Annotated in this window: 13 protein-coding genes; 3 read left to right on the top strand and 10 right to left on the bottom strand. The window is 67.1% G+C overall.

From position 1 onward, the window contains the following. Positions 1–32: 32 nt before the first annotated feature. Both DEH84_RS18415 and DEH84_RS18410 read right to left on the bottom strand, forming a co-directional pair. A complete protein-coding gene (locus DEH84_RS18415; protein ID WP_109038667.1) occupies positions 33–1,010 on the bottom strand; it encodes a GlxA family transcriptional regulator in 978 nt (325 codons plus the stop codon). A gap of 120 nt (positions 1,011–1,130) precedes the next feature. After that, entirely contained in the window at positions 1,131–1,622 is a 492-nt protein-coding gene (locus tag DEH84_RS18410) for a hypothetical protein (protein ID WP_109038666.1), read from the bottom strand. 158 nt (positions 1,623–1,780) lie between these two features. Between DEH84_RS18410 and DEH84_RS18405 the strand changes: the two genes are divergently transcribed. Next, a complete protein-coding gene (locus tag DEH84_RS18405; RefSeq protein WP_109038665.1) occupies positions 1,781–3,025 on the top strand; it encodes an MFS transporter in 1,245 nt (414 codons plus the stop codon). An 18-nt stretch (positions 3,026–3,043) separates the two neighbouring features. Here the strand turns inward: DEH84_RS18405 and DEH84_RS18400 are convergent, their stop codons facing one another. The 6 genes from DEH84_RS18400 to ytfE form a co-directional block, all read right to left on the bottom strand. After that, a complete protein-coding gene (locus tag DEH84_RS18400) occupies positions 3,044–5,047 on the bottom strand; it encodes a nitric oxide reductase activation protein NorD (RefSeq protein ID WP_109038664.1) in 2,004 nt (667 codons plus the stop codon). A 4-nt stretch (positions 5,048–5,051) separates the two neighbouring features. Then, positions 5,052–5,852 (bottom strand): CbbQ/NirQ/NorQ/GpvN family protein, encoded by an 801-nt coding sequence (locus tag DEH84_RS18395; RefSeq protein WP_109038663.1) that lies wholly within the window; start codon positions 5,850–5,852, stop codon positions 5,052–5,054. 6 nt (positions 5,853–5,858) lie between these two features. Then, positions 5,859–7,238, bottom strand: coding sequence for a cbb3-type cytochrome c oxidase subunit I (locus tag DEH84_RS18390; RefSeq protein ID WP_109038662.1), 1,380 nt, complete (start codon positions 7,236–7,238; stop codon positions 5,859–5,861). Between the two features lie 15 nt (positions 7,239–7,253). After that, complete coding sequence (locus DEH84_RS18385; protein WP_109038661.1) at positions 7,254–8,126, bottom strand: c-type cytochrome; 873 nt, start codon at positions 8,124–8,126, stop codon at positions 7,254–7,256. A 285-nt stretch (positions 8,127–8,411) separates the two neighbouring features. Beyond that, positions 8,412–8,594 carry a hypothetical protein gene (locus tag DEH84_RS18380; protein ID WP_109038660.1) on the bottom strand — a complete coding sequence of 61 codons (183 nt, stop codon included), beginning with the start codon at positions 8,592–8,594 and terminating at the stop codon, positions 8,412–8,414. A gap of 15 nt (positions 8,595–8,609) precedes the next feature. Then, positions 8,610–9,263, bottom strand: a complete 654-nt coding sequence (gene ytfE / locus DEH84_RS18375; RefSeq protein WP_109038659.1) for an iron-sulfur cluster repair protein YtfE — start codon at positions 9,261–9,263, stop codon at positions 8,610–8,612. A 154-nt stretch (positions 9,264–9,417) separates the two neighbouring features. Here ytfE and norR point away from each other — a divergent pair, with 154 nt between their 5' ends. Next, complete coding sequence (gene norR / locus DEH84_RS18370; protein ID WP_109038658.1) at positions 9,418–10,968, top strand: nitric oxide reductase transcriptional regulator NorR; 1,551 nt, start codon at positions 9,418–9,420, stop codon at positions 10,966–10,968. A gap of 276 nt (positions 10,969–11,244) precedes the next feature. Here norR and DEH84_RS19215 read toward each other — a convergent pair whose 3' ends face one another. Continuing rightward, entirely contained in the window at positions 11,245–11,397 is a 153-nt protein-coding gene (locus tag DEH84_RS19215; protein WP_159099064.1) for a hypothetical protein, read from the bottom strand. Positions 11,398–11,499: 102 nt separating this feature from the next. Next, complete coding sequence (locus DEH84_RS18360; RefSeq protein WP_245932804.1) at positions 11,500–12,306, bottom strand: NYN domain-containing protein; 807 nt, start codon at positions 12,304–12,306, stop codon at positions 11,500–11,502. Positions 12,307–12,499: 193 nt separating this feature from the next. Between DEH84_RS18360 and DEH84_RS18355 the strand changes: the two genes are divergently transcribed. Beyond that, positions 12,500–13,756 (top strand): M16 family metallopeptidase, encoded by a 1,257-nt coding sequence (locus DEH84_RS18355; protein WP_245932803.1) that lies wholly within the window; start codon positions 12,500–12,502, stop codon positions 13,754–13,756. Positions 13,757–13,763 lie beyond the last annotated feature (7 nt).

Raw genomic sequence — 13,763 nt, 5'->3', positions numbered from 1 at the left:
ACAGCGGGCAGGCGCCGGCACTGCGCCTGTGTTCAGTGCCCCACGCCCTGGTCAGCACTGAAGCGGCGGCGGTACTCGCTGGGAGAGAGGCCCACGATGCGCGTGAACACCTTGCGGAAGGCGCCCGCGTCGCTGTAGCCCACCTCCCATGCCACCCGGTCGATGGTCGCCTTGTCGAACTGAAGGAGCTCGCGTGCGCGGCCCACGCGCAGGCGCTGGCAGTACTCTGTGGTGGTCATGCCGGTGGCCTTCTGGAAGCGCCGCAGGAACGTGCGCTCTTCCAGTCGGGCTTGGGCGGCCAGGGTGGGCAGGGACACGTCCTTGGCCTGTGTGGCCTGCAGCCAGTGCTGCACACGCAGCACGGCCGCATCCCCGTGCGTCAACCGCGGCGAGAACACGCTGTAGTAACGCTGTTCGCGACCCGGCGGATCGACCAGCAGCATGCGGGCCGTTTCCATCATCACGGTCGGGCCCAGCAGACGGTCGACCAGGCGCAGGCCCAGGTCGGTCCAGGCCATGAGGCCGCCAGCGGTGATGACGTCACCGTCGTCCACGATCAGCCGGTCGGCATCGACCCGGACCGTCGGATAGCGCGCCTGCAGCCGCTCGGCATACGTCCAGTGCGTCGTCATCGGCCGTCCGGCCATCAACCCGGTTTCGGCCAGCAGAAAAGCGCCCGCGCACACCGCGCCCATCACCACGCCCTGCGCGTGCTGGTCTCGCAACCACGTCGACATGGAGGGCGCCACATCGACGCCATCCGGATTCTGCAAGGTCGGTGGGAGGATGAGCGCAGAGAGCGGCTCCGACGCGGCGTCCGGGTGGCTGTCGAAGACGCGCGACGGTACTGCGTCGTCTCCGTCCGGGCGCCAATGCGAGACCCGCAGGGGAACGCGCTCGGCCTTCTCGCGCGTTCGGACGAAGCCGCTGGCCAGGCACAACAGGTCGGTCAGCCCGAGCACCGCAGACTGCTGAGCGCCTGGATAAACCACCACACCGATCTCTGCCATCTGCCACCTTCCAGTCCGAGAAGCCCGCCATGCTGAATGCGCTCCAACGGAAGGTTGACACGCTACAGGCCCCGGCACGATAGCGCCATCTGGCGGTGCTCGCTCAGACCCGCACGACGGTCAGCGCAAGTCTGCCGGCCTGATGTGCTTCGGTCGGGTGGCGAGCGCCAGAACCGCCGCACCGGCGCCAACGATCAGCGCGTCCTCGATCAGGCCGCTGCGCGTCTGGCCGATGCGGGCCATGGCGCGCTTGCGCTGAGACAGCGTCACATAGGCCAGCGGCACGGCGGTGGCAATGGCGACGGACGCGCCCGCTCGCTCCCTGCCGGGGGGCGCCAGCGCCGCGCCTGCGATGCCAGCACTCATCACGCGGGCCAACAGGCCGAGGAAGACGGTGCGGTCTGGCGCGGATTTCATCTTGTCGCCCAGCAGTTCGCCCACGCCCATGGCCAGCGCCCCGAACTTGAACAGAGGACAGTCGAGGAGAAACAGCCGCCCCGGTGTCTGCGCGCCGGTGAGCCGCGTCGCGGCAATGGCGGCCATGGGGGTCATGGAACGGGCGCTGGCCACCGCGCCGATCAGCGCGGAAAAAAGCAGGCTGGGCATCTTCATGATGTGAGACGCCCGCGGTTGGCCGGGCGATGGCGTTGTAACGCAACGCGTGGAGCAAAGAACGCACCTGGCCCATCCAACCCCGCCGAATCGCCCTTCGGGACGGCACCTCGGCTGCATTGCCTTACCCTTGCGCTCTCCCGCGATCGAAGCCCGCCATGTCTGCTGAACTCCATGCCCACCGCACCCCGATCCCGCCGGCGCCCTCGCATGCCGACGTGCCCTCGCATGGCTTCCTGTTGCCCGTTGTGGGCGGCGCGGCCTTTGCACACCTGCTCAATGACCTGATCCAGGCGATGCTGCCGTCCATCTTCCCGCTGCTCAAGAGCAATTTCGCGCTGAGCTTCGGTCAGATCGGCGTGATCGCGCTGGTCTACCAGATCACCGCGTCGCTGCTGCAGCCGTGGATCGGGATGTACACCGACCGGCACCCCAAGCCCTACCTGCTGCCTTCCGGCATGGTCATGACCCTGATCGGGATTGGCCTGCTGGCCCTGGCCAGTTCCTATGCCATGCTGCTGGTGGCCGCGGCGGTGGTCGGGGTCGGTTCGGCCACCTTCCACCCCGAGGCGTCGCGCGTGGCGCGTCTGGCGTCGGGTGGGCGGTTCGGTACGGCGCAATCCACCTTTCAGGTCGGTGGCAACACGGGCAGTGCCATCGGCCCTTTGCTGGCCGCGGTCATCGTCATCCCGCACGGGCAGCAGGCAGCGGCCTGGTTCATGGTGGCGGCCGTCTTGGCCATCGTGGTGCTGCTGCGCCTGACGGCCTGGGTACGCCGTCACGGTCAGGCCAAGGCCCGCAGCCTCGCCGCGGCGCGTGGCGAGGGCCTGGGGCGCCGGCAGGTGATCCAGGCGGTGGCGGTGATCTGCGTGCTGATGTTCGCCAAGTTCGTCTACATCGCGTCGTTCACGAACTACTTCACCTTCTACCTGATCCAGCACTTCGGCCTGAGCGTGCAGCACAGCCAGATGTTCCTCTTCCTCTTTCTCGGTGCGGTGGCGGCGGGCACCTTCTTCGGCGGGCCGGTGGGCGATCGCATCGGGCGCAAGGCCGTCATCTGGGTGTCCTTTCTCGGGGTGGCACCGTTCGCTCTGGCCCTGCCTTACGCCAGCCTGTTCTGGACGGGTGTCCTGGCCTTCGTCATCGGGCTGGTGATGTCGTCGGCCTTCTCTGCCATGGTGGTTTACGCGCAGGAGGCGGTGCCCGGCCGCGTCGGCATGGTGTCGGGGCTGATGTTCGGGCTGATGTTCGGCATCGGTGGCCTCGGCGCTGCGGCGCTCGGTGAACTGGCCGATGCCAAGGGGATCGTCTGGGTCTACGGGCTGACGTCCTTCCTGCCGCTGCTGGGCCTGGCCACGGCGTTCCTCCCTGACACGCGCAGCCCGCTCGCCCGCCCCGTGTGATCGCGGGCCCGCCGGGTCTCAGCCGGATCCCGCCAGCCGCTTCATCCATTCCAGCAGCACGATCGGCAGGCGCTCGGGCCGGGGCAGCATGGCGTAGTGATGCGGCCCGAACACCTGGGGCAGGTAGGCGGCGGCCTGCCGGTCCACCGTGAGGCAGAAGGGATGGATGCCCTGCAGTCGGGCTTCCGTGGTGGCCTGCCGCATGTCCTCCACGCCATACCGCCCTTCGTAATCATCGATGTCATTGGGCTTGCCATCGGACAGCAGCAGCAGCAGGCGATGGTGGGCAGGTTGCTGCATCAAGGTGGCCGTGGCGTGCCGCAGGGCGGCCCCCGCACGGGTGTAGTGCTCGGGCTCCAGTGAGGCAATCCGCCGGGCCACGAGGTCGCTGCGGTGTTCGTCGAAATCCTTGAGCACCCGCACCACCACGCCGCGAGGGCCTTCGCCCGAGAACGCCTGAAGCGCATGCCGCTCACGCATGCTCTCGAGCGCGCGGCTCACCAGCAGCAGGGCCTCCCGTTCCACGTCGATCACCCGGCGATGGGCAGACAGCCAGCCATCGGTCGAGCCGCTGATGTCGGTGAGGATGAGCACCGCCATGTCGCGTCGCGCCGGCCGCACCGTCTGGTACAGGTGCGTCGGCATCGGCCGGCCGGCACGCAGATCGGCCCAGGCTTCCACGCAGGCGTTCAGGTCCGGCTCCTCGCCGTCGAGCTGCCGGTACAGGCGCAGCCGCTGAGCCTGCAGCATCTCGAACCGCCGGCGCACCAGGCTGAGCAGGCCCTGGTTCCGCGCAAGCGTGGCATCGACCCACGCTTGCGGGCCCTCCGGGGCTTCGCTCACATGCACGGTCACGGCGCTTTCCACATAGGTCTGGCTGCGGTAATCCCACTCCGGATAGCGGTAGCGCCCCGCGGTGCCGGGATCCCGGCTCGGGGGGGCTGCCCTGGCGCGAGAGGCGGGCAGGTCGTCGGACAGCAGCACCTCCTTCGGCCGGCTCGGGGTGGCCACCAGCCGGGCCTGCGGCAGCTCGGACAGCGCATCGGCGAATTCCTCGGCGGCCGTCGTGTCGTCGCGGTCGGTGGGCCGCTGCATGCCGATCGGGTCTTCGGCCTGCTCGTGCGGCTGGGCGGTCTGCACCATCCACGCGCCTTGCCGTGTGTCGTCTTCGTCGTCCGGGGCTTCGCGCACCGTCGGGCTGCGCGGCAGGCGGGCGCTGCGTGCGGGGGCCGGTGGCAGGCCATCGGCTTGCGGATCGCCGGGGCGCATGGGGGCGGCCGGGGCAGGGCGCCGGAACTCGCCCGTCCACAGGTCGCGGTACAGCAGGCGGCCCGGTGGCGCGTCCGGCAGGGTGCGCGCTGCATGGCGGGCCTCACGCCACACGGCCTCCACCGGCATCGTCTTGCACTGGCTCACGGGTTGGGCCAGTATCCTTCGCACCACCGCCTCGAGCGGCTGTCGGTGGGCGGGCAGCGCCGCCGGCGGCGGACGGGCAGAGAGCGCCTGCTGACGCCAGTTGTGCAGGGCAGCCGCCACGCCGGGCAGCATCCGGACCAGCGCGGCATCGGCGGCATCGGCCTCCAGCACCAGGAACAGCGCCTGCTCGACGGGGTGGTTCAGCGAAGACCAGACCGCGGCACTGCCCCGCACAGCCCGCATCGCCTGTTGCAGCAGCGCCAGGCGATAGGGGGTGATGTCAGCCGGTTCGCGCCCCAAGGGCAGGATGGCCGGCAGCCAGATGGTGTGGCCATCGGTGGCCGGCAGAGCCTGCTGCACCCGCACGCCTTCACCGCGGCGAAACAGCTTGTCGAGCAGTGTGGCCGGGGCGGGCGGATCGGCCTGCCGGAGCGCAAACGCACGCCCGAAGACCGCATGCGCCAGCAGGTCGAGCCGCCGGCTCACGTCCCGCAGGGGGATGCCCTCCACGCGCGATGCAGGCGGTCGGTGCCGCCGCCACAGGTCACGCACGAAGATCGTGGCGTGTCGTGCGGCGTCCTGAAGGACATCTTCGGCTTCCGCCATGGCGTCACACGAACGTGGCGTCCACCAGGTCGCGCATGGCCGACACCAGCGTCGGGTCGTCCGAGAGCGGCGCAACGATCGCGGTATGGCAGGCCTGTCGCGCTTCGATCCCGCCGGCCATCAGGCGCCCGGCATGAACCAGCAACCGGGTGCTGGGCACCTCGGCCAGGCCCTGATCCTGCAACATGCGCAGTCGGCCGCCCAGGGCCACCAGGCCGTGGGCCATGCCCGCGTCGATGCCGCTTTCATGCGCCACCACGCGGGCCTCCTGTTCGGGCGACGGGAAGCTGAAGTCGAGGGCCACGAAGCGCTGGCGCGTGCTGGGCTTGAGGTCCTTGAGCATGCGCTGGTAGCCCGGGTTGTACGAGACAACCAGCTGAAAGCCGGGCGCCGCTTCGATCAGCTCGCCCGTCTTGTCGACCGGCAGCACGCGGCGGTAGTCGGTCAGTGGGTGCACCAGCACGACCGTGTCCTGCCGGGCTTCCACCACCTCGTCCAGATAGCAGATGGCGCCTTCCCGGACGGCCCGGGTCAGGGGACCGTCCTGCCACTGCGTGCCGTCGTGCCGGATGTGAAAGCGGCCGATGAGGTCGCTGGCGGTCAGGTCGTCGTGGCAGGACACCGTGATCAGCGGGCGGCCCAGCCGCCAGGCCATGTGCTCCACGAAGCGGGTCTTGCCGCAGCCGGTCGGCCCCTTGAGCATCACGGCAAGGTGGCGCTGATGGCACTGCGTGAAGATCTCGACCTCGGCGCCCGAGGCCATGTAGAAGGGTGGCCCACCGTTGGCTTCGGCCTCGCCGTTCATCACGGGTCAGACCCGCACCGGCCGGACGGGGGCTGGTGTGGGAATGCGTTCATCCTCGTCCTTCACCACCTCGAATCGCGGCGCGTACCGGAAGAAGTCGATGATGAAGAGCGCGACCCCCAGCGCGAACAGGCTCGCCGTGCCGATCAGCATCAGGAAGTGCACCTGGATCTTGAGCTGGGCGTCGAGGTAGCCCAGTCCCATGATGCGCTCCAGATAGACCTGCCCGATGCCGGCGGTCGCAAACGACAGCGTCATGCCGAACATGCCGACCAGCTGCAGCCAGAACGACCAGTAGCCCATGGCCGTGCCCTGTTCGCGGCGCGCGGGCGAGATCACCGGCAAGGCATACGTGATCATGGCCAGCACGATCATCGCGTAGGCCCCATAGAAGGCGGCGTGGCCGTGCATCGCGGTGATCAGCGTGCCGTGCGTCCATTTGTTGACGCTGGGCCAGGTGTGGGCCAGGCCCAGCAGCCCCGCGCCGAACAGCGTGAAGATGGCGCTGCCCAGGGTCCAATGCAGGGCCAGCGTGTTGGGGTGGGCCAGGCCCGAGCGCCGCATGGCCGAGTACGCGTAGATTGCCATGCCGACCAGGGCGGCGGGCTCCAGCGCGCTGAAGATGCCCCCGATCGGCAGCCAGTAGCTGGGCACGCCCACCCAGTAGTAATGGTGCGCCGTGCCGAGGATGCCGGCAATGAACACCAGCCCGACGATCACGTACAGCCATTTTTCGAGCACCTCGCGGTCGGCGCCCGAGAGCCGGATCAGCAGGTAGGCCAGGAAGCCGCCCTGGATCATCTCCCACACGCCTTCCACCCACAGGTGAATGGTCCACCAGCGGTAGAAGATGGAGACCACGTAGTTGTCGTGCTCGATCAGCGCGGGCAGGTACAGCACCGCCGCACCGGCAATCCCCAGCAACAGCACCCCCTCGGTGGTCGTGAAGCGGCCCGACTTGCGGATCGTCATCACGATGTTGTAGAGGAACATGAGCATCACCACCACGATGACGATCTTGTGGGGCAGCGGTTGCTCCAGCAGCTTGTTGCCGGTGCCATAGCGGAAGAGGTAGCCGATGACGGCCGTGACGCCCATCAGCACCCACAGGCCCAGCTGGATGTAGGCCAGCTTCACGCTGTGCAGTTCGGTGCGCGACTCGTCGGGCACCATCCAGTAGGTGGCGCCCATGAAGCCCGTGAGCACCCATACCACCAGCAGGTTGGTGTGGATGACCTTGGTGACGTCGAACGGCAGGATGTAGAGCAGGGGATCTGGCCCGAGGTATTTGGCCGCAGACAGCAGACCGAAGACGATCTGCAGGCCGAAGAGCACCATCGCCACGGCGAAGTACCAGTAAGCGACCGATTGAGAGTGGTATCGCATGCGGGACCTCGCGGGTTATCGGAGCGATGAGAGGTAAGCGACGAGCTGATCCAGCTGCTCGGGCGTCAGGCTCTTGCTGTAGGTATCGGGCATGAACGACACACCGTTGGCCGAGTACATGGGGCCGGGCACCACATGCGCGCTCGGGCTCTGCACCGCCTCGCGGATGTAGCCGGCCACGTCCCTGGCCTTGCCCTTGTAATCCGGCGAGCCGATCAGCTGCGCGGCTCGGCTGCCCACGCCGGACAGCGAAGGCCCGGCCATGTTCACGCCCGGGGCCAGCGAGTGGCACGCAGCGCAAGCGGGGGTGGCCGCGCGGAACACGCGCTCGCCCAGCGCAATCGGGTTCTCGTTGCCCGACAGCGGCCGCGCGCCCGGGGGCACGGCGCTGCCGTCTGTCTTCTCACCGGAGGTCTCGGCCTGCTGCTGTGCGGTCATGTCGGTGCCCGGGAAGGTGGCCCCCGTCACCAGGATCGGACGCGGCGGCCAGCCCTGGTTGTCGACGTTGCTCACCCAGGTCAGGAAGCTCACCAGGTTGCGGATCTCCTCGTCGCTCAGATCCTGCTTGGGCATCAGGCGGCGGTGACGCTGCTCGTCGTAGAACTGCGCCGGGTTGCGCATGTAGGCCTGCAGGTAGGCGTCGCCGCGCAGCTTGGCGATCTTGGTGAGATCGGGTGCGTAGTAGGCGCCTTCGCCAAACAGCGTGTGGCAGTTCACGCAGTTGAACTTGTGCCAGACGTCCTTGCCGGCAATCACCTGGGGTGTGAGCTGGTCGGCGTTGGTGAGCTTGGGAAACTGCCGATGGCTGTCGATCGTCAGCCCGAGGAAGGCCACGGTGGCCACCGCCGTGCAAGCGATGGCGAAGGTGCGGGATTGCTTTTTGTTCATGGCGCCTTCCTCGTCAGACGCCGATGCCGGCCCAGTAGGTGGCCGAGATGTAGACCGCGTAGATGACCGCCAGGGCCATCAGCAGCACGATGACGTAGCTCACGATCTTGAGCGGGCCGTGCATGGAAACCCCCTTGTTGTGCCTGGTTTGGGAGGCCCTGTCCTTGCGGGCAGGAAGCCGGCGGTGGGGCGCCGGGTGGCCAAGCAGAGCAAGCGGTGTTCCCTGGCAGCCGGGATGCTGTGCTCAGAGAGGGGTGGGCAGGCGTGCCAGCGTCGGTCTTTCCGTCAGGCAGGTTTGACCGGTAAATCCTCTCCTGGACTGGCTCGTTGCATGAGCCAGGAGGGCCGGCGCGGCCCGCCGTTCAGGGCGGCCTTCAGCTTGCGCGTCCACGCCTCATCGACCAGCAGGGCTTCCAGCGGCCGGTGGACGATGTCGGCGATCGGCCGCGCGAACCACTGCTCGAACACCGTTTCAGCGGCGTGTCATCCGCGCTCGAACAGCACGTTGTTCTCGAGGTGGATGTGCTCCATCAGGTCTTCGCGCAGCGTCTGAAGGCCCAGGTACAGCGCACGCCAGGTGTTGCAGGCGCCGCGGGGCAGGGTGATGCCGTTGGTGAGGGCCTCCAGCTTGGCGAGCTCGCCGCCGTGATGGTCATGCTCATGGCGCATCACCTGGATCGGCATGGCGGCCATGTCGGTCTGTCCGCGCTGCAGCATCGGGAACAGCACCATCTCTTCCTTCTGCATGTGGCTCTCGAGCTCCTGCAGCATGTTCTCGAGGTGGTCGGCCAGCCCCAGCGGACACTCGGGTCGATCGCCGTGCACGGATTCCACGCGGCGCGCCAGACGGATCAGTTCGGGCAGCTGCTCACGGTGCCGCGCATGGAAGCGCTCGAGGATGTGCTCGATCAGCGCTGGGGTGGGGGCATCCGTCCAGTCGACCGCGCCATCGGCCTGCGGTTGCAGCCGGGCGAGTTGCGCGATGATGCGGGCGGCGTCGATGCCGGCCTTGTCGGCCGCCTGTTGCAGGGTCTGCTTGCCGCCGCAGCAAAAGTCGAGGTGGTATTCGTGGAACACCTTGGTGGCGCCCGGGATGGTGCGGGCCAGCAGGCCCAGGGATTCGTCAGCGTGGTTCATGGTGAAGGACTCCTTCGTGTGAGATGCCTTCCATAGCGCAAGGCCCGGGCCAGGTTCCCGGCCCTTGAAAATCAAGCACTTGGCAAAATGAAGGGTAGAATGAACCCTATTAAGTGGGGTAAAAATGACCATTGGTAGGGTAAGTATCACCACGATGGCGACCCTGGGTTGGGCCGATCTCGCGGTCACCTTGCCCCGGGCGGTGCGGTTGCAGCGGCTGGTGTCGCAACTGAAGGCGCAGTTCGCCTGTCACGCCGTGGCTTTGCTGCAGGAAGAGGGCGAGCGACTGCGCCCCCTTGCCGTCGATGGCCTGACGCGTGACGCCATGGGCCGCGCCTTCGTGATTGCGCAGCACCCGCGCCTGTCGGCCATCCTGCTGGGACGCGGCGTGGTGCACTTCGAACACGCCAGCACCTTGCCCGATCCCTACGATGGTCTGGTCGACGCGATGGCTGGCGAGCCCTTGCCGGTACACGACTGCATGGGCGCCAGCGTGATGATTGACGGCCACCGTTGGGGCGTGCTCACGCTTGACGCCTTGCGCCCAGGCACCTTCAACGACAGCGCGCGAGAGGCCCTGCTTCACTGTCTGCCCTGGGTGGCGGCCGCCGTTCGCATGAGCCAGCTCGAACAGGAAGTCCAGGCGCTGCGGCAGGCCCGGGTGGCCGAGCCAGAACAGACCGGGCGCATCCCCAGCGGCGGCACCCGCCTGGGCCTGATCGGTCACAGCCCGGCACTGCAACGCGTGCTGCACGAGGTGGATGTGGTCGCGCAGTCGGACTTGCCGGTGCTGCTGATGGGCGAGACCGGCGTGGGCAAGGACCTGTTCGCCAGCCGCGTGCACGAGCACTCGCCGCGCGCGGGCAAACCCATGGTGCACGTGAACTGCGCGGCACTGCCCGAGTCGCTGGCGGAAAGCGAGCTCTTCGGCCACGTGCGCGGCGCCTTCTCTGGCGCCACCACCGACCGTGCCGGGCGCTTCGAGGCGGCGCGGGGCGGCACCGTGTTCCTGGACGAGGTGGGCGAGTTGCCGCTCACCATCCAGGCCAAATTGCTGCGCACCCTGCAGAATGGCGAGGTGCAGCGACTGGGGGCCGACAAGCCGGTGAAGGTGGATGTGCGCATCGTGGCGGCCACCAACCGGGCGCTGCGCGATGCCGTGGCCGATGGCACCTTCCGCGCCGACCTGTATCACCGGCTGTCGGTGTACCCGGTGCACGTGCCGCCGCTGCGTGATCGCGGCGACGACATCCTGCTGCTGGCCGGCCACTTCCTGGAAGTGAACCGGGCTCGACTGGGCCTGCGCAGCCTGAGGCTGGATGCGGCCGCCGAAGCGGCATTGTTGGCCTACCCCTGGCCGGGCAACGTGCGCGAGCTGGAGCACGTGATCGGCCGGGCGGCCCTCAAGCTGCTGACCCGCGGTGTGAGCCGCAGCGACATCGCCACGCTGACGGTGGACCTGCTGGACCTGTCTTCCGATGGGATGTCGACAGGCTCATTGAATGAGCCCGCCATGGCGTGTCCGTCCCATGAGGACGATGAACCGCAGGCGACCCGCCTCAACGAGCAGGTGGAGCGGGTTCAGCGGCAGGCCATTCGGCAGGCACTGCGGCGCACGGACGGGAACTGGGCGATGGCAGCGCGCCAGCTGGGGCTGGATGCGAGCAACCTGCACAAGCTGGCGAAGCGGTTGGGCTTGAAGTGAGCGCATCGATCTGCCCTTCCCCATGACGCCAGGCCGAGAGAAACCGGCGGCGACCGTGTGCACCACGGTCACTGAAAATCCTCATCCCGCTGGGGGCGCGTGCCGATGATGAGGACCAGTTCAGGGCTGCGTATGTCGAAGCGAAGAACGTATCCGGTGGAGCCGAACGGGATGATGAGCTCATGGCTTCCTCCAGAGTCGTAGCGCCATCCAGCAGGAAGTCGAACAAGCGATCCAGATCGGCTTCGGCCTCCGGCGTGAACTCGACTCCGAACGTCATTTGCCCAACTGCTTCACCCGCGCGGCGAAGTCCGTTTGCACGCGGCGAAATTCAACGGCGCGACGCACCGATTCCTCGACAAATTCAGTCAGCGTTCTCGCCGGGCAGAAGCACCGAATCAAGATCAGCGCGCAGCTCCGGTTCGACACGGATCTGCTCCGTCTGAAGGTGTTTGAATCGGCTATCGGCCGTGTCAGTTGGAGGCGATTCAGATGACTGCTTCCTCCGAACACGCACACTGCAAGTCAGGTTCACCTGACCCTCAACTGATGGTCCACATCCCCCTTGCGCAACTCCACCGCATCGGCCAACCCTTTGATCATTTCGCTGAAGCTGCCGTAACCGTGATCCTTGAAATCGAACGTTGGATCGAGCCGCTTGATCATCGGCAGCACGCTCGCCTTGTTCACCCACGCATCGCCCTTTGATTCAGCCAGCAGCCGCACCGCGCGGCGCAGTAACTCCGCCGCAGGGTTCGCCGGAGGCGCGGGTATGGCGGGGCTTGTGTCTTCGAGCGCAGCTTCAACGCTTTCAGCCTCCAACAGGCTTTCATAAAAGCGGAACTCGTGGCAGCTCTTTGCCCAATGCTTGTTCGTGTTCCGCTTCGTCCCGATGCCGATCAGCGTGCGTCCTGCCGCCTTGATTTTCTGTGCCACGGGCATGAAGTCGCTGTCGCCGCCCACGATGATGACCGTGCCGATATGTTGGAAGCGGCCGATGTCTTCGGCAGCATCGAGGCACAGCTTGATGTCTGCACCGTTCTTGGCCGATGCGCCCGGCGGGAAGAGTTGGATCAACTCGACGGATGCTTGCAATAAGGCGTCACGGTAGCGCCCGAAATACTGCCAGTTGCCATAAGCCCGGTTGATGGCGATGGGCCCATACGATGCACCCAACTCGACCAGGGCCTGCACATCCACCAGCGGCTCCTGCACCTTGAAGCGGTTGTCCTGCTTGGCGTAGACACCTTCGCCGTACTTCGTTTCCATCACGCCGGCATGCAGGTTCTCGAAGTCCCAGTAAATTGCCACGGATCGGGTGTTGTCGTTGTCGGCCAAGCTGTGCTTCCTTTCGTACTCAATCGTACTCAGGCAATGTACATGCACGGTCTCACGCGATTGAGGGTTGGGGCGCAGGTAGCGGACATCCGGTAAGTCCGGGTCGCAGCGACAATGGGCCATGCATCCAGAAATTGGTACTCGACCGCTTCTCCGTACGCTGCCCAACGGCGTCCGGCTGCTGGCCCTTCCCATGCCCCACGTACGGAGCGTCAGCGTGGGCGTGTTCCTGCGCGTCGGGTCTCGCGATGAGACGCCCGCCACCAATGGCATCGGCCATGTCCTCGAGCACATGGCCTTCAAGGGCACCACCACGCGCTCGGTGCAGGCGATCAACCTGGATGCGGAGCGGCTGGGCGCAGACGTCAACGCCTACACGGGCAAGGACAGCACCGGCTATTTCATGACCGGCCTGGGAGCGCACGCCCAGCAACTGCTCGGCATGACGGCCGACATCGTGCTCCACAGCACATTTCCCGAGGTGGAACTGCAGCGCGAACTGGAGGTGATCCGCCAGGAAGCCATCGAGTACGACGAAGACCCCGACGACAGCGGCAACGACCTGCTCGACCGCGCCATCTGGGGCGCCCATCCCATGGGCATGCCCGTCATCGGCACGGTCGAGAACATCGAGGGCTTCACACGCCACGATCTGGTTCGCCATGTGCAGCGGCATTACGTGGCCAACAACACGGTCGTGGTCGCGGCGGGCCACTTCGACGTCGACGCCTGGGTGAGCTGCGCCGAGGATCTGTTCAAGGCCATGCCCGCATCGGCAGACCGTGGCTGGTCGCATCCGCCAACGCCCGCGGCATATACCGGCCAGGCGGTGGCCCGGCGCTTTACCCAAGTCTCGCAGGTGTTCCTGAACGTTGCCTATCCTGTGATGCCCATGGGTCCGGACGGCATGCCATCGCGGCGCCTGCGTCTGGCCGCTGCGCTGGCGGCGCATCTGTTCGGCTGTGGAATGTCGGCCCCATGGGTCGACATGGTGCGCGAGCGGCTCGGCCTGGCCTACACGGCCGATGCCAGCATCGACAGCGGAGACAACTGGCTCAATTTCGTCGTGCATGCCGTGACCACCCCGGACAAGATCGAGGCGCTGGTTCAGGCGACGGGCGAGCTGCTGCATGCCCAGACGACCCGAATCGACCCGGTCCATCTGGAGCGCGCGAAAAACCAGTTGACCGTCTCGTACGTGCGCGCCAGTGAGCGACCCTTTGCGACGATGGAGCGGGCCGTCGAAGAACTCTGGGCCAGCGGGAGCGTGACGCTGCTGGCCGAGACCATGGCCCTGATCGACGACATCCGCGCAGAAGAAGTGCGGGACGTCTTTGTGCGGATGCTCGCCCATCCCCCGGCGCTGTCGATCACCGGCAAGGGCGTCAGCGCCAAGTCTGCGCGGCACCTGGCGGGCTGTCTGGCCGCCAGCGTCCTTCAGAAACCGTAGGCGAGTT

The organism is Aquabacterium olei, from assembly GCF_003100395.1.
GTDB lineage: Bacteria > Pseudomonadota > Gammaproteobacteria > Burkholderiales > Burkholderiaceae_C > Aquabacterium > Aquabacterium olei.
The sequence above is the reverse complement of the archived record's forward strand: the minus strand, read 5'-3'. Positions and strand labels throughout refer to the sequence as shown.